The following is a 26,115-nucleotide window of genomic DNA, read 5'->3' as shown; positions in this document are numbered from 1 at the left end:
TAGATATTTTGCAAATATGAGGTGAGAAACAATGGTAGAAAAACGAATCCCGATTCAAGTTGCTGAGGCAGTAGAGCGGGTTATGAAATACGCTAAGCATGGTGAAGTAGAAGAAGTTTCTATTACAGAAAGTTACGGGAGGATTCTTGGAGAGGATGTTGTCTCAGATCACGACGTTCCTCACTTTGATCGTTCTCCTTACGATGGTTTCGCAATTCGAGCAGAAGATACGAAGGAAGCGAGTCAAGAGCAGCCGGTTGAATTTGAAGTAATAGGAGAAATCGGAGCAGGATCTGTTTTTACAGAAGAAGTAGGGGCTTTTCAGGCGGTTCGTATTATGACAGGAGCAGCTATTCCAGAAGATTGCAATGCAGTCGTAATGCTAGAACTGACGGAAGGATTCGAGAGGAACGAAAGTACATATATGAAGTTAAAACGTCCTTTCCAAAACGGTGACAATGTGTCATTTAAAGGAGAAGATATAAAACAAAATCAAGTCCTTGTTAAGAAAGGTGTTGTAATTAATCCGGGTGTTGCCGCATTATTAGCGACGTTTGGATATAGCACTGTGAAAGTTGTAAAACAGCCGGTTGTCGGTATTGTAACGACAGGCAGCGAATTATTAGAAGTGCATGAGGCGTTAGAGCCAGGGAAAATTAGAAATAGTAACTCTTATATGATTGCCGCTCAAATTATGAAAGCTGGCGGAAAAGTTCGTTACTATGGACAACTTGCCGATGAGTTAGACACATGTTTTACAGCCGTTAAATCAGCGATGGATGAGGTTGATATTTTAATTACAACGGGCGGTGTTTCAGTAGGGGATTACGACTATTTACCAGCTATTTATGAAAGGTTACAGGCGAATGTACTCTTTAATAAAATAGCGATGAGGCCGGGGAGTGTAACGACAGTAGCTGAAGTTGATGGAAAGCTACTCTTCGGTTTATCAGGTAATCCGTCAGCTTGTTATGTAGGTTTCGAATTATTAATGCATCCAATTATAAAAACGTATTTGCATGCGAAGGATCCTCACGCATATAGAGCTGATGCTATTTTGCAAAAAGATTTTCCGAAACCAAATCCGTTTACTCGTTTTGTAAGAGCGAAAGCGAGCATTGTTAATGGGGCACTACAAGCGGCGCCAGTTGGTTTAGATAAATCGAGTGCGGTCTCTTCACTTGCGGATGCAAATGCTTTTATTGTGCTGCCTGGAGGGACGAGAGGGTTTGAAGCAGGAATGAAAGTATCTGTATTATTGTTAGAATGCTCTGAGGGAAGTGATTGGCCGTGGGCAAAGCCTCTTCAATCTTACAAATAGTAGGGTATCAAAATAGCGGGAAAACAACACTTGTAGAGAAAATGGTACATGCATTAGCTGAAAGAGAAATGAAGGTTGCTACAATTAAACATCATGGTCACGGGGGCTTTCCTGAAGTAGCACAAAAAGATAGTGAAAGACACCGAAAAGCTGGTGCTGTAGTAAGTAGTGTAGAAGGCGCTGGATTACTATCTCTGTCCTCTTTGCGAGATGAATGGTCCTTGCAAGAAATTATCCGCTTGTACGAATTTTTTGAAGTGGATACGATTTTAATAGAGGGCTATAAAGCTGAGGAATATCCAAAAATAGTGTTACTTCGTTCTGCGGAAGACGCTGAACTTTTACATAAAGTAGAAAATATAGCGGCGGTTATTACGTGGTATGATGCTCCGTCAAATGTACGAGAAGAATATAAAGTATTTCATATAACAGAAGAAAAATTGTATATAGACTGGTTTTTACAAACGGTTAGGAGTGCAAAATGATAACTACATATTATGAAGTAATGGATACAGAAATCTCGATTGAAGAAGTGACAAAGAAAGTAGTTCGCCGTGAATGTGGTGCTGTCACAACATTTATCGGAACAGTTAGGGAGTTTACGAAAGGGCGTCGTACACTATACTTAGAGTATGTAGCTTATAAGACGATGGCAGAAAAGATGCTACAGAAAATTGGGTCAGAAGTGAAGGAGAAGTGGCCCGGTACACATGTTGCGATTACGCATCGCATCGGCACGCTGCAAATTTCTGATATAGCGGTTGTTGTTGCTGTGTCAACGCCTCATCGCAAAGAGGCTTATGAAGCGAATGAATATATTATGGAGCGTATTAAGCAAATTGTTCCGATTTGGAAAAAGGAGTTTTGGGAAGATGGTGACTCATGGATTGGTGATCAATTAGAAAAAACACCATATCCAGCAGGAGAGCCTGGGAAGGAGTTATAAATATGATTCGAGTATTGTTATTTGCGAACTTGCAAGAAGAAGCAGGAACGAGTGAATTACAAATAGAGAAAGAAAATATTACGGTTGCAGAGTTAAAAGATATTGTTGCGAAAGAATATAATGTAGCAGTGTCAGCGCCAATTATGGTTGCGATTAATGAAGAGTATGCAAATGAAGATGATACGATACAATCTGGTGATGTAGTTGCACTAATACCACCAGTGAGTGGTGGTTAATATTGGATTTGTGCTATAAAAAACGACTTTCCTATATAGGGAAAGTCGTTTTTTTATGGAAGTTTTGAGAACACTAACTTATAGAACAAGGAGGGAATTATGAAAAAGATATGTGTAATGATTTCAATGATATGTTCTGTTTTTTTCTTTTCTCCAAGCAATTCTTTGGCAAAAGAATCGACGGAACAGCTGTTAGAAAGTGCGTTACTGAATCGATATTACTCGGTTATAAGGCAAGTGACAGAAGATCAACATGAATGTGAATCCGTTACAAACATAAAGCGCATAGGGAAGAAAGATGAGTTTATTCCTAAATTTGCAGTTGCGATACAATTTCTTACATTTCAAGGGGCACATAATCCGCCGAACGATCGTATTACACTCACTTTAGAAGATTATTTGGATCAAATAAAAATAAAAAAAGTAGAGCGAGAAAAAAATGTGTCTAGTGCGATCGCAGAAAAGGTTTGCGCACGTGCGAAGGAAAAAATGAAGGCACACTCTAATGGTGTAGAGCAGTAACTGATGACATTTAGTAAAGAAAGGTAATGAGCGATGGATATACTTTTAGCGATTTTACCAGCTATATTTTGGGGAAGCATTGTGCTATTTAACGTGAAACTGGGCGGGGGACCGTATAGTCAAACGCTCGGTACAACGTTCGGTGCGCTTATTTTTGCGATTGTTGTTTATATTTTTGTGAAGCCAGTATTAACGCCTACCGTTATTGGAGTTGGAATTGTGTCAGGTTTATTTTGGGCGCTTGGTCAGGCGAATCAATTGAAAAGTATTGATTTAATGGGTGTTTCCAGAACGATGCCAATTTCAACGGGACTTCAATTAGTTGCGACGACTTTATTTGGCGTTATTGTATTTCATGAATGGTCGACGACAATATCAGTTGTCCTTGGAGTTTTGGCGCTCGTTTGTATTATTATCGGGGTTGTTTTAACATCACTTCAAAGTAAAGAAGAAAAGAATGCAGAGCAAGCAGGGAATTTCAAAAAAGGAATTATTATTTTATTAATTTCAACGGTCGGTTATTTAGTTTATGTAGTAGTTATTAGGTTATTTAACGTAGATGGTTGGTCTGCTTTATTACCGCAAGCAGTCGGTATGGTGTTAGGAGGCATTTTACTTACGTTTAAACATCATCCATTTAATAAATATGCGATACGAAATATTATTCCAGGATTAATTTGGGCAGCTGGAAATATGTTTTTATTCATTTCGCAGCCGCGCGTCGGAGTTGCAACAAGTTTTTCACTTTCACAAATGGGCATTATTATTTCGACGCTTGGCGGGATTCTTATATTAGGTGAAAGAAAAACGAAGCGTCAATTAATAGGGATTGTCGTTGGTATCGTTTTTATTATCGCAGCCGGAATTATGCTAGGTATTGCAAAAAGTTAAAGGAGGTATTGAAATGTATAGCGATTTAGAAGGGAAAGTTGTCGTTATTACAGGGTCAGCAACGGGTCTCGGAAGAGCGATGGGGGTACGATTTGCTAAGGAGAAGGCGAAAGTTGTTATTAATTATCGCTCACGAGAGTCAGAAGCAAATGATGTGTTAGAAGAAATTAAAAAATTAGGCGGAGAAGCGATTGCTGTAAAAGGGGATGTCACGATTGAATCGGATGTTGTGAATCTCATTCAATCTGCTGTGAAAGAATTTGGTACGCTCGACGTTATGATTAATAATGCAGGGATAGAAAACGCAGTCCCATCGCACGAAATGCCGTTAGAGGATTGGAATAAAGTAATCAATACAAATTTAACGGGTGCTTTTTTAGGGAGCCGTGAAGCGATTAAATATTTTGTGGAAAATGATATTAAAGGATCTGTCATTAATATGTCTAGTGTTCATGAGAAAATCCCGTGGCCATTATTCGTGCACTATGCGGCAAGTAAGGGCGGTATTAAACTTATGACAGAAACGTTAGCGTTAGAATATGCACCGAAAGGTATTCGAGTAAATAATATTGGACCAGGTGCAATTAATACGCCAATTAATGCTGAAAAGTTTGCTGATCCAAAGCAGCGTGCTGACGTAGAAAGTATGATTCCGATGGGCTACATTGGAAAACCTGAAGAAATCGCAGCAGTAGCAACTTGGCTCGCTTCATCAGAGGCGAGTTACGTAACTGGAATTACGTTATTTGCAGATGGTGGAATGACTTTATACCCATCATTCCAAGCTGGGCGTGGGTAATATGAAAAGGACAAAGAGTTTTATCTCTTTGTCCTTTTTTGCAAAAAAAAATAGCGGTCGGCTATTTTTAAAATTAATGATTGATTGTATCTTGAAGAAATTCTGTTGCTTGATGTTCTGAAACATTCTGTACGAGCGCAACTTCACTAATAACCATTTTACGCGCATTATCTAGCATTTGTTTTTCGCTCGCATTTAATGCTCTTTCTTTATTGCGACGAAGTAAATCACGAACAACTTCTGCACTATCTTGAAGATTGCCGTTCTTCATTTTTTCCATATTCATTGTATATCTTTGTTTCCAAGAGAGTGATGGGTCTGATTCCCCATGATGAAATTCAAGAAGTATACCATCTAACGTACCTTTATCGACGATATAACGTATACCTGATTTTTGTAGTTGATTCATCGGAAGCATTACTTGCATATCTTTACTAATGATGCGTATAACACAATATTGACGCGTAGTGCCTAATATTTCTTTCTCTTCAATTGCTTCGATGATTCCTGCACCGTGCATTGGATAAACGATTTTATCACCAATTTGAAACAAATCATCCACCTCCATATGTGGTAACCACTTTTAATGATAACATACTAGGATAAAAATGTCAAATTTTATATAATATCACATCTGATATGCTGTAGTCAATATATAAAAGTCGTTTTTTAATTTGTTTTTTTGCTCTTATAACGTTGAATAAATAGGGGGGATTTTTTTAGAAAAATAGTACAGGCGCAGAAAGAAGGCATATCCACTTATTTTTAAGCATAAAATATAAAATCGCTAATACAATATACCTAAATCCGTTCTTTGCAAGGGAGGGAGAGAAGGTGGGGCGCACAATTAGAATTGATATTACAAATAAAGTTGTAGCTAAATTTAGGCAAGATTATTTGGAATTATATACGAGTAAGTTTATGATAGGTAAGTTTTATGTCTATACTGAAGATAAACAATATGTGTTAGAAGACGGATATATATATGAAGATGGAAAGTTTTATCGCATCATAGATACGCACCGTGGCAATAAACAAGCGGCGGAGGGCTGCGATCTAGGATGGTGTTAACATGATTCGTGTGAAAGTGTTTGATGAAAGTCATGAAAAAGACTTAGAAGAATCTGTAAATGTATTTTTGAAAAAAATTGATGATGGAAATTTTGTAGATATAAAGTATCAAGTTGGTGTTTCAATTAACGATGATGAAAATCAAATTTATTGTTTTTCAGCGATGATTGTTTATAAAGCATAAAAAAGAGCTGGGGAGCCAGCTCTTTTTTATGCTTTATGTTGGGACAACATGTGTCGGTAAAATATTCATAATAGATTGTGTTGCGCCGATTTTCTTTTTCGTTAAAAAAACTTCTCCTGTTTCATGCTCCTGAGCATCAGTGCACATACCGAGGTGATAACGATCACCTAAAAATGGATCAATATAAAAACCGTTTTTGAAAACTTTATCATTCGGGTGTTTTTCATGGTGAATTTCAGAACAGTTAATACAATAGAACATAGCTTTCATCTCCTTTTTATTTTTGTTTAAAAAAGTGTGTCGGTAGTCATTTCGCCCCTAAGGAAATGTTGAGGAGAAGAGAAATAACTACCTACCCAAATGGCGGGAATACTCCTTCTAGTTTTACATATCTCGTGTATTGTCCCCGAGGGAAGGAGGAGAGACGAAGTACAGATGAGATAAGTTAGGCGCTTCTCTCAATATGAATGACGGAGTTTCATGTTGAGGGAATTTTCTATTTTTCATTGCCTTTGTGAGTATATTATGAAGGAATGCTGAGAGGGTGTTTGTCCTGTTGAAAAAATGTTGAGAATTTCTCAACAGTGAAAAAGAGCCTTTCTTGACATGAAACCAAAAGGTATTATATTGTTAATGTGAAACTAAAAGGTGTTATATTTTGATGCCGAATAAAGGAGATATAAAATGGAACAACAAAATACATTAAATGATATTAAACAAACAATCGTTTTTGACGCGCCTATTCAAAAAGTATGGAATGTAGTATCAACTGCAGAAGGAATTGCGTCATGGTTTATGCCAAATGATTTCGAATTAGAGGTAGGACATGAGTTTCATGTGCAATCACCTTTTGGACCATCACCATGTAAAGTGTTAGAGATTGATGAACCAAATCATTTATCTTTCTCATGGGATACAGATGGTTGGGTTGTTTCATTTAATTTGAAAGACTTAGGAGATAATAAAACAGAATTTACGTTAATTCACGGCGGCTGGAAACATCCTGATGAAATTCTTCCGAAAGCGAATGCGAAGAGCTCTATTATTCGCGATAGAATGAATGGCGGCTGGGTAGCGATTGTAAATGAAAAACTGAAAAAGGTTGTCGAAGGTTAAATGGCCTCGTCAGCAGCGAAATATGACGTATTTCAAGCAATTGCTGATCCAACCCGCCGAGAAGTGTTGCGGTTATTAAGTGATAAAGAGTTACCAATTTCAAAAATAACGGATCATTTTCCGATGAGCCGTACTGCAGTTGTAAAGCATCTTCATATTCTTTCAGAAGCGAATTTAGTGAGTGGGAGAAAGAGCGGGAGAGAAAAGATATACCGTTTGCATCCAGAACCATTAGAGGAATTACAACAGTGGCTCTCGTATTATGAACGTTTTTGGGATAATAAATTGTCCGTGCTTAAACATATTGTGGAGAATGAAGAGTAGATTTTATGCAAAGAGGATGACCAAAATGGTCATCCTCTTTTTATTGTTCACTTGTTTGTTTAGCTGGCTTTAATAGGATCCAAGCGATAATTAATGTGAATACCGCTAATACGAACGTGCTCATATAAATGACGTGTACACTTGATGCTAATGCGGATTGAGACTCGGTTACTACGTTTGCTGTAGCTCCTCCATGTCCGCCAGAAGAAACAAGATCAAGGTTTTTAATGCCACGTGCATGAATCATCGTATTGAAGATTGTTCCGAAGATTGCAGCACCTAGTGTTTGACTAAATGTATTAATAAATGTGTTTAAACCAACTGCCGTTCCGCGTGTATGAGCCGGTACAGCTGCTTGAATTGTTACCATGTAAATTGGTGTAACAAGCCCCATTCCTAAGCCGAATAATCCGACTGCAACATAAATAAGGAATGATGGTGAATCTGTTGATAATGTAAATAATAAGAAAGTAGCAACTGATAAAATGCTAGCTCCAAGTAAAATAATTTGTTTCGTTTGTAACTTGCCAACTAAGTTACCGGAGAACATAGCACCGAATGTCCACATAACAGGAATCGGCATTAAAATGAGCCCAGCTTCTGTCGCATTTTTTCCTAAAACACCTTGGCTCCAAATTGGAAGGTACACTGTAATACTAATAATCATTGCGCCAGCAATAAGTGTTAGTATGTTTATTGTAGATAATGTACGGTTAGAGAAAAGTGCTAGCGGAATTAATGGTTCCGGAGATTTTTTCTCGATGTATAAGAAAATAATGAATGAAACAGCGGCAAAGATTAATAGGCCGATAATTGAAATGTCTCCCCAGTTTTGCTTACTGCTACCTGTTAATAATGCGTATAGCAGAGCGATTGTACTTAATGAGAAAACTGTCGCACCAAGATAGTCGATATGTTGCTTAGCGGCGGACTTAACAGATTCCTTATAAGAAGTGGCAAACATTAAGCAAGCGATAATTCCAAAAGGAACGTTTAAGAAGAAAATATAGCGCCAAGAAAGAGAATCAACTAAAAATCCACCTACTAACGGCCCAATAACACCAGATACACCCCAAACGGCACTCATCCAGCCTTGTGCTTTCGCGCGGTCTTTAGCTTCGCTATATAGGTCTCCAATAATCGTCATTGTGATCGGCATAACAGCACCAGCCCCTATACCTTGAAGAGCACGGAAGAAGATTAATTGTTCCATTGATGTAACGACTCCGCAAAGTGCAGAACCGATTAAGAAGATTGTTGCTCCGATGAGCAGAACTTTTTTACGGCCGAATAAATCAGCTAGCTTTCCGTATATTGGAGTCGAAACAGCTGTTGCAAGCATATAGATTGCATATACCCAACTAACAAGTTCGACACCTGACAAATCACTCGTTATACGAGGGATCGCTGTACTAACAATCGTTCCTTCTACCGCAGAAAGAAACGTCATTAGCATTAAAGACATCATGACTTTTTTTCTCATTTGTTTTCCCCTTACCCTTTTTCGAATATTCAACAATATAAAATATAAAGGTACTAAGGTATATAAAGCAACAAAAAAGCAATGGGAAGTTAGGAGGAAGGGATATTTTTGAAGAAACGGTCGATATATTTAAAGTATCGTCGATATAATTTCATGCGCCTATAAAAAAAGAAACAGGAGTCCCTGTTTCTTTTTTTAGTATTGCATTTTCGCATTTTGTCCTGCTGTTGTTCCGGCAATTCGACCAGTAACAAGGGCAGATGTAATGTTATAGCCGCCAGTATAACCGTGAATATCAAGAACTTCTCCGCAGAAGTATAAACCATTCGTGAATTTCGAAGCCATTTCTTTCGGGTTAATTTCTTTAACGGATACCCCTCCGCCAGTAACGAATGCTTTTTCAATTGACTGCGTACCATTTACATGGACGGTAAATTCTTTAAAGTCTTTCACAAGTGCGCGAATCTTCTCATGAGAAACTTGTCCAGCTTGTTCGCTACCGTCAATTTCATTTTTTTCTAATAAGAATAGGAAGTAACGTTCAGGAACATAGCCTTTTAAAACGTTTTTAATTCCTTTTTTCGGATCTTCTTTCATTTGTTTCAGCATGCGCTGGAACAGTTGCTCACTATTTTCTTCTGGCAATGCATCGATACTCATGTGCACTGTGTTCGTTTTAAACTTTTTCATCGCTTTCACAACGAATTGGCTACAGCGAAGAGCAGCAGGACCAGATAGGCCGAAGTGAGTGAAGAGCATGTCCATTTTATGAGAAATGATAACTTTTCCTTTCGGGTTTAATACACTTAAGTTTACATCTCGTAAAGCAAGACCTTGTAATGTGCGGTCACGAATAAACGGTTCGTTTGAAAGGATTGGTACTTCTGTTGGGAAAAGTTCTGTAATTGTATGCCCAGCTTTTTCAGCCCAAGCGTATCCGTCTCCAGTAGAACCAGTTTGAGGAACAGATTTTCCGCCAACAGCGATAACGACGTGATTCGTTTCTAACACTTCGCCTGTTTGTAGAATAACAGCCTTCGTTTGACCATTTTCATATTCAATCGTTTCAACAGGTGTATTCGTACGTATTTTTACACCTAAGTCTTTTAATCGTGTTAACAGTGCATCTACAACAGATTGCGCTTTATTTGATACTGGGAACATGCGGCCATGATCCTCTTCTTTCAGTTTTACACCGAGATTTTCGAAGAATGTAATAATATCTTCATTACTGAAAATAGAAAAAGCACTGTATAAGAAGCGACCATTTCCAGGTATATGTTTAACGATTTCATCAAGTGGTAGACGGTTCGTTACGTTACAACGACCACCACCAGAAATCGCAAGTTTACGTCCTAGTTTATTTCCTTTATCAAGAAGTAAGACGCTTGCGCCTTCTTCAGCAGCACCGATTGCAGCCATTAGCCCTGAAGGACCGCCGCCGATGACAATAACATCATAATGCATAATATATCGACCTCATTTTCTACATTTCCTGCCTAAAAGAATAGCATGTTTTCCCTTAAAAGAAAAATAGAGTGAAGTACTGCTTAAGAGGAGAATTGTGGTACAATACAAAAGTTAGAGTTCAGCATTATCCTGCTATTTATGGGCAATAAGACTACTACCTTAAGATTTAAGAGAAGTAAAGGGGAGTTAAAGCGGCCTGTAAATGCTCGAATGGTTAGTAGGAGGAGAGTCTCCCACTAATTATAGTTTCACTTTATGTAGATGTAGGAGGATTTTTGTATGTCCGATTCAAAATTTCTGCGCGGAACGCTTATTGTGACGTTAGGGACATTTTTAGTAAAGTTCTTAGGCATGATTTACGTCTTTCCGTTTCATGCATTAGTAGGCACAGAAGGCGGAACGCTCTATACATATGGATACATTCCATATACGATATTTTTAAGTATCGCAACGGCAGGGGTGCCGCTTGCTGTTTCGAAGTTTGTTTCCAAATATAATGCACTTGGAGATTATAAAACGAGCCGGAGAATGTTCCGCTCGGGAATGGTTATGATGATAGTAACAGGAGTTCTTTCCTTCTTAGTACTGTACATGACCGCACCATTATTTGCAGAAGCAATGCTTGGTAAACAAAGTTTACAAAATAAGATAGAAGAAGTTACGATGATTATTCGCCTCGTAAGTTTTGCGCTTATTGTTGTGCCGGCAGCAAGTTTGATTCGTGGTTATTTCCAAGGCCACCAATCGATGGGACCGACTACGGTTTCACAAATTATTGAGCAAATTATTCGTATCGTCTTTTTATTAGCGGGTAGTTTCATCGTTATTAAAGTACTTGGCGGTACAGTAGCAACGGCAGTTGGTGTTGCTACATTCGCTGCGTTCGTTTCAGCAGTTGGAGCACTTGGCGTATTAATTTGGTACTGGTTAAAACGTAAAAAATATTTGGATCAATATTTAATTGAGCAAACTGTACCAGAATCAACGGTGAGTACCGCTCAATTGTTTAAAGAGTTGTTTGCATATGCAATTCCTTACGTCGTAATTGGGTTAACAATTCCTTTATATCAACAAATTGATACATTGACATTTAACTCTATTATGCAGGCGATTGGTCAAGGGGATATCGCAGAGCGAGCACTTGGTATTTTCACGATGTGGACGCATAAATTAATTATGATTCCGGTATCACTTGCAACAGCGTTTAGTTTAACGCTCGTACCAGCGATTACAAAATCGTTTACTGAAAAGCAATACCGTTATTTAAAATTACAAATTACACAAACATTCCAGGCGAATATGTTTTTAACATTGCCAGCAGTTATCGGTATTTCTACACTTGCATATCCAATTTACACTGCTTTCTACGATTCAGATCCACTAGGTGGACAAGTATTAATGTGGTATGCACCAGTTGCATTGTTATTCGCTTTATTCACAGTAACAGCAGCTATCTTGCAAGGGATTAACAAGCAGAAACATGCGGTTATTGCGCTTGTGATGGGTGTTATTTTGAAATTTGTATGTAACGTAATCTTTATTCGTTATTTCGGTACAGTTGGGGCGATTTTAGCTACTGCAGTCGGTTTCTTAGCTTCCGTATGGTATACGAATAGACAAATCAAAAAACACGCACACTATTCATTTGGTGTTGTATATAAGAGAACATTCCAAATTGCAGTATTAACACTTGTAATGGTTATTGCTGTAAAACTATCACAATGGCTTCTATCCTTCATGATTTCGCCTGATGGCCGTATTGGTGCTCTTATTACAGTTGCGATTTGTGCAGGTATTGGTGGTCTTGTTTACGGATTGTTAGCGATTCGCACGGGAGTACTAGAAAGAGTATTTGGCGGAGAAGCTTTAGAGAAAATCCAGCGTAAACTTGGTAGTAGATTCAAAATAAAGTTGAAATCAAAAGGGGCGTAAATACGTCCCCTTTTCTATGATAAATAAAGAAGGTGAAGAACATGAGATTAGATAAATTATTAGCGAATATGGGACACGGAAGTAGAAAAGAAGTAAAGAAATTACTGAAAGACGGCGTTGTGAAAATTGATGGAACGCCAGTGAAAGATGCGAAGTTTCATGTGAATATAGAAGAGCAAGAGGTTATGATTCACGGTGAAGTTGTGGAATATAAAGAGTTTGTTTATTTAATGATGCATAAACCACAAGGTGTTATTTCAGCGACAGAAGATGATAACCACGAAACAGTAATAGATTTATTAGAATTAGAAGATGCGATTTTCGATCCATTCCCTGTTGGAAGGCTCGATATTGATACAGAAGGTTTCTTATTAATCACAAATGATGGGAAGTTAACGCATCAACTATTATCTCCGAAAAAGCATGTGCCGAAAAAATATTATGCACACATTTCAGGCGTTGTAACGGAAGAGGATGTAATAGAATTCGCTAAAGGTGTTATTTTAGAAGATGGCTATGAAACGAAGCCAGGCGAACTTACAATTTTAAAAAGTGATGATATTTCCGAAATTGAGCTTGTTATTACAGAAGGAAAATTCCATCAAGTGAAGCGTATGTTTGAAGCGGTAGGGAAAAAAGTAGTGTATTTAAAGAGAACAGAGATGGGACCTTTAGTGTTAGATGAAGAGTTAGAACTTGGGCAATATCGTGAATTAACAGATGAAGAAGTAGAAATATTAAAGACGTATCAAGTAGATAACGAAAAGTAACGCCAATTTCAGAGCATAGAAAAGACCCCTTTCTAATGAGTTAGAAAGGGGTATGTATTTATTTACATACAATTATTTTTTGTTATGAGGTCATTCTCACTTTCTTTCCTGTCGTTGTCCACTTGCCGCGGCAAGGGCTATACACGAGTTCATTAAACTGCAACACATTTAGATCACGTTGTATCGTTCGCGGTGTGATCCCGAACTCATCTACAAGGTCTTTCGTTGTTACCGTACCGTTTTCATTGATGTACATATAAATTGATTTAATGCGTGTTAGCATACGAGTAGTTGTAGGTTTCAAGAGAAAACCACTCCTCTACCAGTTTTTTTGACCCCATTCAGGAAAGAAGGTCGTTACTACCATTGTACTCTACATGATAAAATTCATGCTTTAATCTACTTAAATTTTACAAAAGTTTAACAAAGATTCATATAGAAAAATATTGGAAGTTGACATTGTATATTTGGTCAGTCAACTAACTCATAAATTTCTACGTAAAACGCCAAATTCCTGCAAATTTTTTTGAGAAAATAAAAGAAAAACTAATAAGAAATATCTGAAATGTTAAAATTGTTCGTTATTAGGTTTTCATGTATGGCATAAGAGATTTTCGTTTGCTATGATGAAAGAGACAATATAGTGAAGGATGGATGCGTGATGTCAACGATTAATTGGACAGAAGAAGTTACAAAACGAAAAGATGATTTAATTCTTGATACACAACAATTTTTGCAAATTAAAAGTGTATGGGAAGAAGAATCGGTGAAAGAGGGCGCGCCATTTGGTGAAGGTGTAGAAAAAGCCTTATCTTTCATGTTACATAAAGGAGAAGCAGAAGGTTTCGCTTCTAAAAATTTAGAAGGGTATGCAGGTCATCTTGAAATGGGACAAGGAGAAGAATTAGTAGGTATTCTTTGTCACGTTGATGTTGTACCAGAAGGAGATGGCTGGACAACTCCTGCGTATAGTGCGGATATTCGCGACGGGAAGATTTTTGCACGCGGTGCAATTGATGATAAAGGGCCGACGATGGCAGCTTATTATGCGATGAAAATCGTTAAAGAATTAGGCTTACCTCTTTCAAAACGTGTTCGTATGATTTTAGGAACAGATGAGGAAAGCAATTGGAAGTGTGTAGATCATTATTTTAAAAATGAAGAAATGCCAACAATCGGTTTTGCGCCGGATGCAGATTTTCCAATTATTAATGCGGAAAAAGGAATTTCTGACATACAAGTTGTGCAAAATGGTGGCGAAGAGAAAGAAGGCACATTTAAGCTTCTTTCATTTGAGTCAGGTCGTCGTTTAAATATGGTTCCAGATTTTGCAGAAGCAGTTATTACAGGAGAAGATGTAAATGCACTTACAGTAGCATATGAAGAGTATTTACAAACTGCTAAAAAAATAGGTAAAGCAATTGTAGAAGGAAATACGGTGACGTTGCAAATCAAAGGGATTTCAGCTCACGGATCTACTCCAGAAAAGGGAGAAAATGCAGGTTTATTATTGGCAAACTGCTTAACGAAAGTTTCTCTTGATGGAAAAGGGGCTTCCTTTGCATCGTTTGTAACAGAAACATTTACAGGTGATATTATTGGAGAAAAAGCTGGTATTTCTTATAAAGACGATATTAGCGGCCCGTTAACAGTGAATGTTGGTCGCCTGTCTTACTCGCAAGAAAACGGTGGTAATTTAGGATTAAATGTACGCTATCCAGTTACGACTAACTTTGAAGAAACGATTGCAAAGTTAAAAGAATATGTTGGTACTCATGGATTTGAAGTAGCGGATTATTCTAACTCTCGCCCGCATCACGTTGACAAAGATCATACGTTAATTCGTACTTTGCAACGCGTATATGAAGAACAAACGGGTGAAAAAGCTGAATTGTTAGCAATTGGTGGTGGTACTTATGCTCGTTCATTGAAAGCTGGCGTTGCATTTGGCCCGTTATTCCCAGGAAAAGAAGAACTTGCGCATCAAAAAGACGAGTACATTGAAATTCAAGATTTATTAAAAGCAACAGCGATTTATGCGCAAGCAATTCATGAATTAGCGAAATAAAAGATATGTAAATAATGACCGCTCTCTACTTTAGAGGGCGGATTCTTTTTAGCTGAATGATATAAGCAAGAAAAGCAACAATAACATAAAGGAGACGATGTAGATGGTGCCGCATTATTTTGTCGCAGTAACTTTACCACGTCATATAAAAGAAGTGCTCTCTAATTATAAAGAGGAAATGAAGGATGAATTACCATTTCGCTCGTGGGTACATGAAGAAGACTATCATATTACACTTTCATTTTTAGGAAGTGCGACAGAGGAACAATTAGAAGGAATAAAGAATGGATTACAAATACTTACAGAAACAAAAGAACTATCGTTCACGTTACAAGAATTTTCAACGTTTGGCCTAGAAGAAGAGCCGCGTATTTTTTGGGCCAAGGTAAGTGGGAATAATGATTTGGTTCAGTTGCAAAAACAAGTGCATACAATTTGTGAAGAAAATGGTTTTTCTCTAGAGACACGTCCTTATCATCCACATATTACTGTTGCTCGTAAATGGGTAGGAGAAAAAGTATTTGATCTGACAAATGTAAAAGATTTACCCGTAACATCATTTCGAGCAGATACGATTACTTTGTATGAATCTCACGTTAAGGAAACGCCAAAGTATAGACTAGTTGCCGAAATAAAATTACAAAAATAGAATGTGTGAAAACGTTTTTTATACAGGTGAATATACTATAGGGAATAATATGTTACTGTATAGAGCTTCGCTGATAAGAAAAGCCTTATCATGTGCAGCTCGTTTCATTTTAACTTTAAGAATGATGGTGATTTTTTATGTTGAAAGTAAAACGTCCATTTGATGCCTATTTAGATGAAATGAATAAAATTACAATTTTGCTCCCGCATGCGTATGGAACAAGCCGGACATTTCGTTTACAAGAAGGAAGCAATGTGAAAGAGTTACCGATTGTTCATACTATTGCTCTTCCAGATGCAACGAAGTATGAATGTTTTATAGAAGAGCCGCTAGATGTGGGGAAGTATTATACAGTACGGGATGAACGGAATGAAGAAACAGATTTACAAATAGGCGCTGTGATTCGAACGGTAGTTTTCGATGAAAAATATTATTACGAAGGTACCGACTTAGGTGCTGTGTATAAAAAAGAAGAAACAATATTTAAAGTATGGGCTCCGACCGCAAGGCTTGCGAAAGTACGGATTTATAAAAGTGATAAAGAATATATTGATTATGAAATGTACAGAGAAGAAAACGGAGTGTGGATTCATACATTACAAGGTGATCATGATGGAGCAAGATATACATTCCTTGTTTGTATTAATTTAATATGGAATGAAGCGGTTGATCCTTACGCAAAGTCAGTGACTGTAAATGGGAAATACGGCGTTGTTATCGATTTGGAAAAGACGAATGTAACAAAACGAGAGAAATTATCACCATTACAGTCGATGACAGATGCCATATTGTATGAACTGCATATTCGTGACGCTACTATTCATCCAAACAGTGGAGTGAATAAAAAGGGAACATATAAAGGATTGATGGAAGAAGAGACAACGGGACGAAATGGGACATTAACAGGATTGGCTCATATAAAAGATTTAGGCGTTACACATGTTGAACTATTACCTTTACATTGTTTTGGTGGTATAGATGAAGTGAATCCTGCTTCCGCATATAATTGGGGATATAATCCATTATATTACAATATACCAACAGGATTTTATGTTACAAACCTTTCTGATCCGTATAACAGGATAGTAGAGTGTAAACAACTAATTGAAACATTTCATGATCACGGCATTCGAGTGATTATAGATGTTGTATATAATCATGTTTATGAAAGAGAATTATCATCATTTGAGAAGCTTGTCCCGGGATATTATTTTCGTCATGGGGAAGATGGTATGCCTTCTAATGGGACGGGAGTTGGAAATGATATAGCATCTGAACGGAAAATGATGAGGAAATTTATTATAGAATCTGTTTTATATTGGCTTACTGAATACAATGTTGATGGATTCCGATTTGATTTAATGGGGATTTCAGATGTTGAAACGATGAATACGTTAGAAAAAGAAGTGCGAAAAATAAAGCAGGATGCGCTGTTATTAGGTGAAGGATGGGATTTACAAACACCGCTTCCTCTTGAAGAGAAAGCGACGTTAAATAATGCGAATAAAATGCCATGTATCGCACAGTTTAATGATCAATTTCGTGATGGAGTAAAAGGAAGTACTTTTAATATAAATAAACGTGGCTTTGCATTTGGTGGGCATGTAGACTGTAATCATTTGCAGTATGTAGTAGCTGGTAGCCTTTTAAGTATGAAAGAAACAGGATTGTTCCTAGAGCCAGTACAAAGCATCAACTATGTAGAATGTCATGACAATATGACGATGTGGGATAAACTAGTGCAAAGTAATCCAGAATCAGAAGAAATTTTGAAAAGGCGTCATCGCTTAGCAACTGCAATGGTTATTCTTTCACAAGGTATTCCTTTCTTACATGCGGGGCAAGAGTTTTATCGTACGAAGCAAGGAAATGAAAATAGTTATAATGCAAATGATGAAATTAATCAATTAGATTGGGATCAAAAAGAAAAAGAGATGGAGACAGTTAACTATATAAAAGGTTTAATTGCGATTCGGAAGGAGCATGGGGCATTCCGATTAAAAAGTGCTGACCTTATAAAAAAGCATATGACTTTTTTGCAAACATCAAAAGAAGCACTTGCATACCACCTGCAACATGTAGAATTATTTGGGCCGTGGAAAGAGATTGTTGTGCTATTCAATAGCGGTTTGGAAGCTAAAACGGTGCAGCTTCCAAAAGAAGAAACGTGGCATGTGTTAGTAAACGAAAAGCAAGCAAAAATAGAGCCAATTTCTTCATTTAGAGGAAAGGAACTTCAATTGGCTCCAATTAGCACGTATATATTGACGATAATGTGACAAATCGCTACTTGACGATGAGAATGTAATAAATGTAGAATTGACAAAGGTGACGATTTTGATAAGTTGTCATTCTATGAGTGATTTTGTAAAATAAACTAGAAGAACAGGTGATTTATCCTGTTTTCGGCTTATGCCAAGTTTTTTCATTCAAATACAGTAAAATATATGAATCCACAACATGTGTAGAAATGTTGCGGTTTTTCTTTTCATAACTATAAAAGATAAGGATTTGTTAACGGGTAATGAATATGGAATGGTTGGAACAATTATTAGGAAAAGAGTGGAGTCTTATACCGGCTGGTGGAGTAACGGGCGATGCATATATTGCGCAAAACGGACAACAAAAGTTATTTTTAAAGCGGAATACATCGCCCTTTTTAGCGGTATTGTCAGCAGAAGGAATTGTTCCAAAATTACTTTGGACAAGAAGGGTAACGAACGGTGATGTAATTTCTGCTCAAAAATGGCTTCCGGGACAGAAGTTAGAGCCAGAGGATATGAAACTAGAACGTGTTGCGAAACTTTTGAAGAAAATACACTCCTCTAAAGCACTTGTGCAGATGATTCAAAGGCTAGGGAAGCAGCCGCTTCATGGGCAAGAGTTATTACAACAATTACAGCTCGTTTTAAGAGGAGATATAAGGGTTGATGAAACAATTCAGCAAGGTCTTCAATATTTAACTGAGTCATTAAAAGATATTGAGTACAATGAATTCGTTGTATGCCATTGTGATGTAAACCATAACAATTGGATATTGTCGGATGAAGATGAATTGTTTTTAATTGATTGGGATGGAGCTGTTATTGCTGATCCAGCTCTGGATATTGGTATGTTATTATATTGGTATGTTCCGCGCCATGAATGGAGTGAGTGGCTCGGATATTATGAGGTTGAACTAGATGAATCGTTGCTTAGGCGTATGAGATGGTATGTGATAGCACAAACGATTTTATCTATTCAATGGCACACAACAAAAAAGCAGCAAGCAGAAGCGAAATATTGGCATCAATATTTACAGCAACTACTTGCTTCAGAATAATACTTAAGAAAAATTGTCCATTCCAGCAATCCACTGAGTAAGTTGTTCTTGATTATTGGAAATATGGTTGTCCAAATTAGAGGAAGATTTACCCGATTGACTATAAGAATATACATCGTTTAGCATTGCTTTAGTGTCACTACTTATACTATCGTTTGCGAGTAACGATTGAATGAGGCGCTCTAATTGCTCGCATTCAGAAACTGTCCCGCAGCAATCACTTTGATGATTGATTAAAATATCTTTTAACACTTCTAATTGATGCTGTTGATTAATTGGCATGAACGGATCATCCTTTCGAGTGTTTTTCTCTCCCTAGAAATGTAAGAGAAAAAGCTGTTTCGTCATGGAATGTTTAATGCTTTATGTAGTTTTTATCAAAATGGTACATCTTATACTTGAAAGAAACGGACCGAGTGCTCGTACGTACTTGGTTTTTTGTTTGATAGATTGATTAAAACAGAAAGAAGGAATTTTTCCTTTAAAATAGTTTTGTAAAGAGAGGGAGACATCTATGCGTTTAAGACATAAGCCTTATGCAATGGATCGAATTAATGAGTATTCACATATCGTAATTGGAAAACCAGAGGAGAGCGCTGGTAACTGGAAAGAAATATTTGGAAATGAACAGCCAATTCATATTGAAGTAGGTACAGGACGTGGCCGCTTTATGTATGATATGGCAAAAGCAAATCCGCATATAAACTATATTGGAATTGAAAAATTCACAAGTGTTGTTGTAGATGCACTTGATAAATTAATTGAAGAAGAAGTACCGAACTTAAAGTTAATTAATAAAGATGCTGAAGATTTAACAGTTTTCTTTGCGAAAGGTGAAATTGACCGCGTTTATTTAAACTTCTCAGATCCATGGCCGAAGAATCGTCATACGAAGCGTCGTTTAACGTATAAAGCATTTTTACGCAATTATGAAGAAGTGTTAGTAGATGGTGGAGAAATTCATTTCAAAACTGATAACCAAAGCTTATTTGAATATTCTCTTATGAGTATGGCTGAGTATGGTATGTTATTAACTTACCTTAGCCTAGATCTTCATAATAGTGATTATGAAGGAAACATTATGACAGAATACGAAGAGAAATTCTCTAGTAAAGGTCATCGTATTTACCGAGTTGAAGCAAAATATCGTACGGAGCCTATGCAGTAATGCATAGGTTTTTTATATGAAAAATAATCGGAATATTATGTTAAAATTAAATAAAAAAAGGGGGATTGGATATGGAACAGTTACAAATTGGAAATATAAAAGTGACGTGGCTAAAAGGTGGGAATACACATTTAGATGGAGGCGCGATGTTTGGAGTTGTGCCAAAAGTACTTTGGTCACGCAAATATAAACATAATGATACAAATCATATTTATTTACGAACAGATCCGTTACTCTTGCAAACGAAAGAAGGAAACATGCTTATTGATGCAGGGATAGGGAACGGTAAATTGAATGAGAAAATGAAGCGGAATCAAGGTGTAACAGAAGAATCATCAGTTAAGGAATCTTTAGAAAAACTGGGACTGCGTACTGAAGATATTCATTACGTCTTAATGACACATCTTCATTTTGACCATGCATCTGGTTTAACAAAATGGGAGGGAAATCACCTTGTTCCGGCGTTTCCGAACGCAACGATTTATGTAAGTGAGACTGAATGGAATGAAATGAAAAATCCCAATGTTAGATCGCGAAATACATATTGGAAGGAAAATTGGGAGCCAATCGTTGATAAGATTGTTACGTTCAGGCAAGAAATAGAAATTACGGATGAAATAAAAATGGCGCATACAGGTGGTCATAGTGATGGACATGCCGTTGTCATTCTTGAAAGTCAAGGTGAAACGATGCTTCATTTAGCGGATATTTTACCGACGCATGCACATCAAAATGTATTATGGGTAATGGCATACGATGATTATCCGATGACATCGATTGAACATAAACAAAAGTGGATGAAGTATGGTGCTGAAAAAGAGGCGTGGTTTACTTTTTATCATGATGCATATTACCGTGCAGTAAAGTGGAATGAAGAAGGGCATATAGTGGAAAAGATAGAGAGAAAAACGATTGTAGAAGCTTAAAAAAGCTAGTAATTACTAGCTTTTTTTTATGCTGCTATAACTTCTAAGACAGTGCCTGTTTTAGCATCAACTAAAAATTCAAATCGTTCTTGTATTTCATCTAACATCGTTGTAAGACCGCCGCGATAAACTTCGTACGCGACATCATATTTTTCAAATGTCTCTGGAACCATATGTACCCAAGAGCCAGTAATTTCACCTTTATGACTTAATGCTTGTTTCACCATTTTCAATGCTTTTTCTGAAGAAATATGGGATTGTTCTTGTACTTTGTTTGCAACGAAATAACCAGCTGCGAACCCAACGCCAAGACCTGTGACTAAACCTTTCCAGCTCATATATTCACCTCAATTCTGTAAAATAAAAATAGTGTACCAATAATAATTATAATGCAAATGCAACTAAAAAAGAAGAAACTAGAAACATTTCGAAAATTTCGTTACAATAAAAGAGGTATTCTACTAAGGTTTGAAAGAAGGGGACTTCGTGAATAAAGAGACATTACAATTATTTCGTACGTTAACAGAATTACAAGGTGCATCAGGTTTTGAACATGATGTACGCCGTTTTATGAAGCAAGAATTAAGCAAATATGCTGATGAAATTGTGCAAGACGGTTTAGGTAGCGTATTTGGCCTGAAAAAAGGGGACGAAACTGGCCCGCGCGTTCTTGTAGCAGGTCATATGGATGAAGTAGGTTTCATGGTTACGCAAATTACGAAAAATGGGATGCTTCGTTTTCAAACGTTAGGTGGCTGGTGGAGCCAAGTACTATTAGCTCAGCGTGTACAAGTTATGACGAAGAATGGTCCTGTTATTGGGGTTGTTGGTTCTATTCCGCCTCATTTATTAAGTGATGCGCAACGTGCAAAACCGATGGATATAAAAAATATGTTAATTGATATAGGTGCAGATAGTTATGAAGATGCGATTGAAATTGGCATAAAGCCAGGGCAACAAATCGTGCCAATCTGTCCATTCACGCCGATGGCAAATGAGAAGAAAATTATGGCGAAAGCTTGGGATAACCGCTATGGGTGTGGTCTTGCTATCGAATTGCTAAAGGAATTAAAAGATGAAACATTACCAAACACATTATACTCTGGTGCGACTGTACAAGAAGAAGTAGGTCTTCGCGGAGCACAAACTGCTGCAAATATGATTCAACCAGATATTTTCTATGCGCTTGATGCAAGTCCAGCAAATGATGCATCTGGTGATAAGACGCAGTTCGGTCAATTAGGAAAAGGAGCGCTTCTTCGTATTTATGACCGCACAATGATAACACATAGAGGAATGCGTGAATTTATTTTAGATACAGCAGAAACACATAACATTCCGTACCAATACTTTATTTCACAAGGTGGTACAGATGCGGGCCGTGTACATACAAGTAACTCTGGTATCCCATCAGCAGTAATTGGTGTTTGTGCACGCTACATTCATACACATGCTTCTATTTTACATGTTGATGATTATGCGGCAGCGAAGGAATTAATTACGAAGCTTGTGAGAGCGACGGACAAAACGACGTTAGAGACAATTAAGAATAACGCGTAAAGAGGAAGAAGGGCTGAAGAGCCTTTCTTTTTTTAGGTAGGAGAGATGGCCCAGCGATGAGTGGTGGCGGTTAGTGCGTAATTGGTGCTCGAATGATGTATTAAGACCGCGGATAGGAAAAGAGAGGAAGGCTGTTTTGGGAAAACCTTTTCTTTTTTTAGGTAGGAGAGATGGCCCAGCGATGAGTGGTAGCGGTTAGTGCTTAATTGGTGGTCGAGCGATGCATTTAAACCCCGGATAGGAAGAAAGCGGGAGATTGTTTTTGTGTTCGGAGCTGAAAATATTGTGGAAAGCTACTTTCTTTTTTTGATGGGAGAGATGACCCAGCGATGCGTGTGTGCGGTCAGTTGCACTACGTATGAGCCTCAGTCATGAAGACCGATTTGGTGTTCGAGGCTAGTATTAGGATAGAATAATGAATTTATATAGAGGTGAGTGAAATGAAGGTAGTAGTTGGATCGAAGAATAAAACGAAAGTTGGGGCTGTGGAGAAGGTTTGGAAAGATGCTGAAATTACATCTCTTTCTGTTCCGTCAGGAGTGGCAAACCAGCCTTTCTCAGATGAAGAGACGATGCAAGGAGCAGTAAATAGGGCGAAGAGAGCGTTACAGGAAGGTGAAGCTCATATCGGCATTGGGCTAGAAGGCGGTGTTATGAAAACGGAGCATGGGTTATTTATGTGTAACTGGGGTGCTTTAGCGACGATTGACGGTAAAACATTTGTAGCAGGCGGGGCACGTATTAAGTTACCAGACGATTTTTTAGCACCGCTTGAAGAAGGAAAAGAGCTAAGTGAAGTGATGGAAGAGTTTGTAGAGCGAAAAGATATTCGTAGTCACGAAGGTGCTATCGGTATTTTTACAGATGATTATGTCGACCGAACGGAATTATTTGTACACGTTGTTAAGTTACTTATTGGACAATATAAGTATGATGAAAAGCAAGCATAAACCTTGCACCATGCGCGATGTATGGTAGTATAAAGAAAAGATTATAGTGTGAAAAAAGTGCACTCGTTAGAGGAGGAAATATAGATGAAATCATTAGAAAGCATGGAACAATTCCAAGAATTAAAAAATGAAGAGAATGTAGTCTTCATGTTCTCAGCAGAATGGTGCCCAGATTGCCGTTTCGTTGATCCATTTATGCCAGAAGTAGAAGAGAAGTATAGTGATTTCTCATTTTACTATGTAGATCGTGATGAGTTTATTGATCTATGCGTGAAAGTAGACGTATTTGGCATTCCAAGCTTTGTAGCGTACAATAAAGGTGAAGAAACTGGACGCTATGTAAATAAAGATCGTAAAACACAAGAGCAAATCGAAGAGTTTATTGAAGGTTTAAAATAAGACAATTAGCCAATTGAATTGTAAAAACAACCTCTACCTTCGCGGGGGAGGTTATTTTTTTGGAAGGGAGGAAAAAGAGATGAAAATGACAAGTAAAAAGATGAAAGACGAGTTAATGAAGAAATTATCTCGACCAGAATGGGACTTTCATTATGATAGTGAGAAAGAAGTTCTTCGTATTGAACAAATAGACTCGAAAAAAGGTATTAACGTATCACTTCCAGGAGTAGTGGCAAAATGGGAAGTGAACAAAGAAAAAGCGATTGAAGAGGTCGCTTATTACGTACAAGAAGCGCTAATTGCAATGCATAAAGAAGAAAATAGCACGGCGAAAATTTTACCTGTTATTCGCTCTACTTCTTTCCCGAAACAATCAGAAGAAGGAAATCCGTTTCTTATGACGGACCATACGGCGGAAACACGTATTTACTATGCGCTAGATTCTAATAAAACGTATCGATTAATTGATGAGCGCTTATTGCAAAAATTAGAGCTTACAGAGGAACAAGTACGTGAAATGGCATTATTTAATGCTCGCTCATTAGGCTATGAATTTAAGCAGGACACAGTAGCAGGCAATACATTCTACTTTTTAAACACAAATGATGGATACGATGCGAGTCGTATTTTAAACGAATCGTTACTACACTCGATGCGTGAAAAGATCTCTGGTGATATGGTTGTTGCAGTTCCTCACCAAGATGTATTAATTATTGCTGATATCGTCAACGAAATCGGTTATGATATTATTGCACAAATGACAATGAAATTTTTTGCCGAAGGGCATGTTCCGATTACATCACTTTCATTCGTATATGAAGATGGGGACTTCGAACCAATCTTTATTTTAGCGAAGAATCGGAAGAAGACAGATGGAAAAGAGAAAGGATGAACGAAGTGAACGTTTTTTACAACCTTGAAGGAATTGGTGACACTTTAATTGTTACCTTACAAGATATTACTTTAGAAAACCGTACATTTGACCGCAAAGGAGATGTTGCTCGCGTTTATGATCGTGAAAGCAACGTAACAGGAGGATTCAACATCTTTAATGCGTCTTCTTATGTAGAAGTAACAGACAACGGAAACGTTACATTAACGAAAGAGTTTGTTGAAAAAATTAACGACATTTTAGCAAAGAACGGCTTTGAAGAAAAAGTAGAAGCTGATTTCACGCCGAAATTTGTTGTAGGCTATGTAGCTGAAAAAGAGAAGCATCCAAATGCTGATAAATTAAACATCTGTACAGTAGAAATCGGTACAGAAACATTACAAATCGTATGTGGTGCACCAAACGTTGATGCAGGACAAAAAGTTGTCGTTGCGAAAATCGGTGCTGTAATGCCAAGCGGTATGTTAATTAAACCAGCTGAACTTCGCGGTGTTCCTTCTTCTGGAATGATTTGCTCTGCACGTGAATTAGAGCTTCCAGATGCTCCAGAAGAAAAAGGTATTCTTGTATTAGAAGACAGCTTTGAAGTTGGACAAGAATTTAAATTTTAATTGATATTAGAAAAGTAGCCTCGCATACGTGAGGCTACTTTTTTTGTGCGGAATTCCTAGCATTGTAACGTTTCCTCTCAAAATCTATATTGTATTTTAAAAATAGATTAGGTAAAATTTAGAAAAAAGAAGGGGATAGACGTATGAAACAACAACCAAAAATTGCAGAACTTCTGAAACGAATTGAAACTTCAAAACAGCAAGATATCGAGTTAGGTTCCTATGAAATATATTTATTTAGCGAAGATGAATTAGAAAAAGGACAAATCGGTTACCGATATGATAAACATAAAAATTCATTAATAAGTAAAGAAAGTGGAAAATGGCAAGAAGGATGGATTGTTATCGGATATGAAACGGATATGGGAGATCCTGTTTTCGTTAATGTAGCTGAAGATACTTACCCTGTTTATACAGCTGAGCGCGGTACGGAAACGTGGCAACCGATTTATATCGGAAATATGGATGATATTATAAAAATACTATAAGAAAATGCTTTGAGCCC

32 protein-coding genes are annotated in these 26,115 nt (G+C 37.4%); 25 read left to right on the top strand and 7 right to left on the bottom strand.

Translation table 11 applies throughout. The features are described from left to right. Positions 1 to 31 precede the first annotated feature (31 nt). From MHB76_RS22450 to MHB76_RS22420, 7 genes are all read left to right on the top strand, one after another. The gene (locus MHB76_RS22450; RefSeq protein WP_078173960.1) at positions 32 to 1,321 is read left to right on the top strand and encodes a molybdopterin molybdotransferase MoeA; all 1,290 of its coding nucleotides are present in this window, start codon (positions 32 to 34) and stop codon (positions 1,319 to 1,321) included. Further along, positions 1,285 to 1,806, top strand: coding sequence for a molybdopterin-guanine dinucleotide biosynthesis protein B (gene mobB, locus MHB76_RS22445; protein ID WP_078173961.1), 522 nt, complete (start codon positions 1,285 to 1,287; stop codon positions 1,804 to 1,806). The genes MHB76_RS22450 and mobB overlap by 37 nt, the downstream gene beginning before the upstream one ends. Beyond that, entirely contained in the window at positions 1,803 to 2,267 is a 465-nt protein-coding gene (moaE, locus tag MHB76_RS22440) for a molybdopterin synthase catalytic subunit MoaE (protein ID WP_002138696.1), read from the top strand. Before mobB ends, moaE begins: the two co-directional genes overlap by 4 nt. Before the next feature lie 2 nt (positions 2,268 to 2,269). Then, entirely contained in the window at positions 2,270 to 2,503 is a 234-nt protein-coding gene (gene moaD / locus MHB76_RS22435; RefSeq protein ID WP_016106388.1) for a molybdopterin converting factor subunit 1, read from the top strand. Positions 2,504 to 2,602: 99 nt separating this feature from the next. Further along, positions 2,603 to 3,025: a DUF3888 domain-containing protein gene (locus MHB76_RS22430; RefSeq protein ID WP_002199105.1), complete on the top strand. Its 423-nt coding sequence runs from the start codon at positions 2,603 to 2,605 to the stop codon at positions 3,023 to 3,025. Positions 3,026 to 3,058: 33 nt separating this feature from the next. Next, positions 3,059 to 3,916, top strand: a complete 858-nt coding sequence (gene glcU, locus MHB76_RS22425; RefSeq protein ID WP_002199106.1) for a glucose uptake protein GlcU — start codon at positions 3,059 to 3,061, stop codon at positions 3,914 to 3,916. Positions 3,917 to 3,929: 13 nt separating this feature from the next. Continuing rightward, a complete protein-coding gene (locus MHB76_RS22420) occupies positions 3,930 to 4,715 on the top strand; it encodes a glucose 1-dehydrogenase (protein ID WP_016106386.1) in 786 nt (261 codons plus the stop codon). Between the two features lie 73 nt (positions 4,716 to 4,788). On the opposite strand, the gene MHB76_RS22415 is transcribed toward MHB76_RS22420, so the two are convergent. Continuing rightward, positions 4,789 to 5,283, bottom strand: coding sequence for a CarD family transcriptional regulator (locus MHB76_RS22415; RefSeq protein WP_087947353.1), 495 nt, complete (start codon positions 5,281 to 5,283; stop codon positions 4,789 to 4,791). 266 nt (positions 5,284 to 5,549) lie between these two features. Here MHB76_RS22415 and MHB76_RS22410 point away from each other — a divergent pair, with 266 nt between their 5' ends. Together MHB76_RS22410 and MHB76_RS22405 are read left to right on the top strand one after the other, a co-directional pair. Further along, positions 5,550 to 5,786: a DUF2553 family protein gene (locus tag MHB76_RS22410; protein ID WP_002089059.1), complete on the top strand. Its 237-nt coding sequence runs from the start codon at positions 5,550 to 5,552 to the stop codon at positions 5,784 to 5,786. 1 nt (position 5,787) lies between these two features. Next, entirely contained in the window at positions 5,788 to 5,970 is a 183-nt protein-coding gene (locus MHB76_RS22405) for a sporulation protein Cse60 (protein WP_002160180.1), read from the top strand. Between the two features lie 33 nt (positions 5,971 to 6,003). Here the strand turns inward: MHB76_RS22405 and MHB76_RS22400 are convergent, their stop codons facing one another. Continuing rightward, entirely contained in the window at positions 6,004 to 6,231 is a 228-nt protein-coding gene (locus MHB76_RS22400) for a DUF3973 domain-containing protein (RefSeq protein ID WP_002160181.1), read from the bottom strand. Positions 6,232 to 6,654: 423 nt separating this feature from the next. Between MHB76_RS22400 and MHB76_RS22395 the strand changes: the two genes are divergently transcribed. After that, on the top strand, positions 6,655 to 7,086 hold the full coding sequence (locus MHB76_RS22395) for an SRPBCC family protein (RefSeq protein ID WP_078173963.1): 432 nt from the start codon (positions 6,655 to 6,657) through the stop codon (positions 7,084 to 7,086). Beyond that, positions 7,087 to 7,410 (top strand): ArsR/SmtB family transcription factor, encoded by a 324-nt coding sequence (locus MHB76_RS22390; RefSeq protein WP_078173964.1) that lies wholly within the window; start codon positions 7,087 to 7,089, stop codon positions 7,408 to 7,410. It begins immediately after the preceding gene. A 40-nt stretch (positions 7,411 to 7,450) separates the two neighbouring features. Here the strand turns inward: MHB76_RS22390 and MHB76_RS22385 are convergent, their stop codons facing one another. Next, a complete protein-coding gene (locus MHB76_RS22385; protein WP_078173965.1) occupies positions 7,451 to 8,893 on the bottom strand; it encodes an MDR family MFS transporter in 1,443 nt (480 codons plus the stop codon). Positions 8,894 to 9,088: 195 nt separating this feature from the next. Beyond that, a complete protein-coding gene (locus MHB76_RS22380) occupies positions 9,089 to 10,360 on the bottom strand; it encodes a BaiN/RdsA family NAD(P)/FAD-dependent oxidoreductase (protein ID WP_002112345.1) in 1,272 nt (423 codons plus the stop codon). A 282-nt stretch (positions 10,361 to 10,642) separates the two neighbouring features. On the opposite strand from MHB76_RS22380, the gene MHB76_RS22375 reads away from it, so the two are divergent. Further along, the gene (locus MHB76_RS22375; RefSeq protein ID WP_078173966.1) at positions 10,643 to 12,295 is read left to right on the top strand and encodes a putative polysaccharide biosynthesis protein; all 1,653 of its coding nucleotides are present in this window, start codon (positions 10,643 to 10,645) and stop codon (positions 12,293 to 12,295) included. A 41-nt stretch (positions 12,296 to 12,336) separates the two neighbouring features. Then, positions 12,337 to 13,065, top strand: a complete 729-nt coding sequence (locus MHB76_RS22370; protein WP_002160186.1) for a pseudouridine synthase — start codon at positions 12,337 to 12,339, stop codon at positions 13,063 to 13,065. 82 nt (positions 13,066 to 13,147) lie between these two features. On the opposite strand, the gene MHB76_RS22365 is transcribed toward MHB76_RS22370, so the two are convergent. After that, the gene (locus MHB76_RS22365) at positions 13,148 to 13,369 is read right to left on the bottom strand and encodes a DeoR family transcriptional regulator (protein WP_000805512.1); all 222 of its coding nucleotides are present in this window, start codon (positions 13,367 to 13,369) and stop codon (positions 13,148 to 13,150) included. Positions 13,370 to 13,726: 357 nt separating this feature from the next. Between MHB76_RS22365 and pepV the strand changes: the two genes are divergently transcribed. The 4 genes from pepV to MHB76_RS22345 all read left to right on the top strand — a co-directional run bounded on the left by pepV (position 13,727) and on the right by MHB76_RS22345 (position 19,104). Continuing rightward, a complete protein-coding gene (gene pepV, locus MHB76_RS22360) occupies positions 13,727 to 15,133 on the top strand; it encodes a dipeptidase PepV (protein ID WP_078173967.1) in 1,407 nt (468 codons plus the stop codon). A 103-nt stretch (positions 15,134 to 15,236) separates the two neighbouring features. Then, positions 15,237 to 15,782, top strand: a complete 546-nt coding sequence (gene thpR, locus MHB76_RS22355; protein WP_016106382.1) for an RNA 2',3'-cyclic phosphodiesterase — start codon at positions 15,237 to 15,239, stop codon at positions 15,780 to 15,782. A 137-nt stretch (positions 15,783 to 15,919) separates the two neighbouring features. Next, a complete protein-coding gene (gene pulA / locus MHB76_RS22350) occupies positions 15,920 to 18,061 on the top strand; it encodes a type I pullulanase (protein ID WP_078173968.1) in 2,142 nt (713 codons plus the stop codon). A 245-nt stretch (positions 18,062 to 18,306) separates the two neighbouring features. Next, a complete protein-coding gene (locus MHB76_RS22345) occupies positions 18,307 to 19,104 on the top strand; it encodes a phosphotransferase family protein (protein WP_002160190.1) in 798 nt (265 codons plus the stop codon). A 3-nt stretch (positions 19,105 to 19,107) separates the two neighbouring features. Here the strand turns inward: MHB76_RS22345 and MHB76_RS22340 are convergent, their stop codons facing one another. Continuing rightward, complete coding sequence (locus MHB76_RS22340) at positions 19,108 to 19,386, bottom strand: YtzH-like family protein (protein WP_002160191.1); 279 nt, start codon at positions 19,384 to 19,386, stop codon at positions 19,108 to 19,110. A 232-nt stretch (positions 19,387 to 19,618) separates the two neighbouring features. Here MHB76_RS22340 and trmB point away from each other — a divergent pair, with 232 nt between their 5' ends. Continuing rightward, entirely contained in the window at positions 19,619 to 20,272 is a 654-nt protein-coding gene (trmB, locus tag MHB76_RS22335; RefSeq protein ID WP_078173969.1) for a tRNA (guanosine(46)-N7)-methyltransferase TrmB, read from the top strand. Positions 20,273 to 20,343: 71 nt separating this feature from the next. Further along, positions 20,344 to 21,198, top strand: coding sequence for a YtnP family quorum-quenching lactonase (locus tag MHB76_RS22330; protein WP_002112334.1), 855 nt, complete (start codon positions 20,344 to 20,346; stop codon positions 21,196 to 21,198). A gap of 26 nt (positions 21,199 to 21,224) precedes the next feature. Here the strand turns inward: MHB76_RS22330 and MHB76_RS22325 are convergent, their stop codons facing one another. Beyond that, a complete protein-coding gene (locus MHB76_RS22325; RefSeq protein ID WP_002112333.1) occupies positions 21,225 to 21,536 on the bottom strand; it encodes a PepSY domain-containing protein in 312 nt (103 codons plus the stop codon). Positions 21,537 to 21,684: 148 nt separating this feature from the next. On the opposite strand from MHB76_RS22325, the gene MHB76_RS22320 reads away from it, so the two are divergent. The 6 genes from MHB76_RS22320 (at position 21,685) to MHB76_RS22295 (ending at position 26,098) form a co-directional block, all read left to right on the top strand. Then, entirely contained in the window at positions 21,685 to 22,758 is a 1,074-nt protein-coding gene (locus MHB76_RS22320; RefSeq protein ID WP_078173974.1) for a M42 family metallopeptidase, read from the top strand. Between the two features lie 440 nt (positions 22,759 to 23,198). Then, positions 23,199 to 23,708, top strand: coding sequence for a DUF84 family protein (locus tag MHB76_RS22315; RefSeq protein WP_078173970.1), 510 nt, complete (start codon positions 23,199 to 23,201; stop codon positions 23,706 to 23,708). A gap of 84 nt (positions 23,709 to 23,792) precedes the next feature. Then, positions 23,793 to 24,107 carry a thioredoxin family protein gene (locus MHB76_RS22310; RefSeq protein WP_002015619.1) on the top strand — a complete coding sequence of 105 codons (315 nt, stop codon included), beginning with the start codon at positions 23,793 to 23,795 and terminating at the stop codon, positions 24,105 to 24,107. Positions 24,108 to 24,186: 79 nt separating this feature from the next. Beyond that, positions 24,187 to 24,999: a DUF1444 domain-containing protein gene (locus MHB76_RS22305; RefSeq protein ID WP_002112329.1), complete on the top strand. Its 813-nt coding sequence runs from the start codon at positions 24,187 to 24,189 to the stop codon at positions 24,997 to 24,999. Then, the gene (ytpR, locus tag MHB76_RS22300) at positions 24,996 to 25,610 is read left to right on the top strand and encodes a YtpR family tRNA-binding protein (protein ID WP_002112328.1); all 615 of its coding nucleotides are present in this window, start codon (positions 24,996 to 24,998) and stop codon (positions 25,608 to 25,610) included. Before MHB76_RS22305 ends, ytpR begins: the two co-directional genes overlap by 4 nt. Before the next feature lie 143 nt (positions 25,611 to 25,753). After that, a complete protein-coding gene (locus tag MHB76_RS22295) occupies positions 25,754 to 26,098 on the top strand; it encodes a thiamine transporter (RefSeq protein ID WP_070140008.1) in 345 nt (114 codons plus the stop codon). Positions 26,099 to 26,115 lie beyond the last annotated feature (17 nt).

It is taken from the genome of Bacillus sp. FSL M7-1345, from assembly GCF_038006985.1.
Taxonomy (GTDB): Bacteria; Bacillota; Bacilli; order Bacillales; family Bacillaceae_G; genus Bacillus_A; species Bacillus_A cereus_U.
The sequence above is the reverse complement of the archived record's forward strand: the minus strand, read 5'-3'. Positions and strand labels throughout refer to the sequence as shown.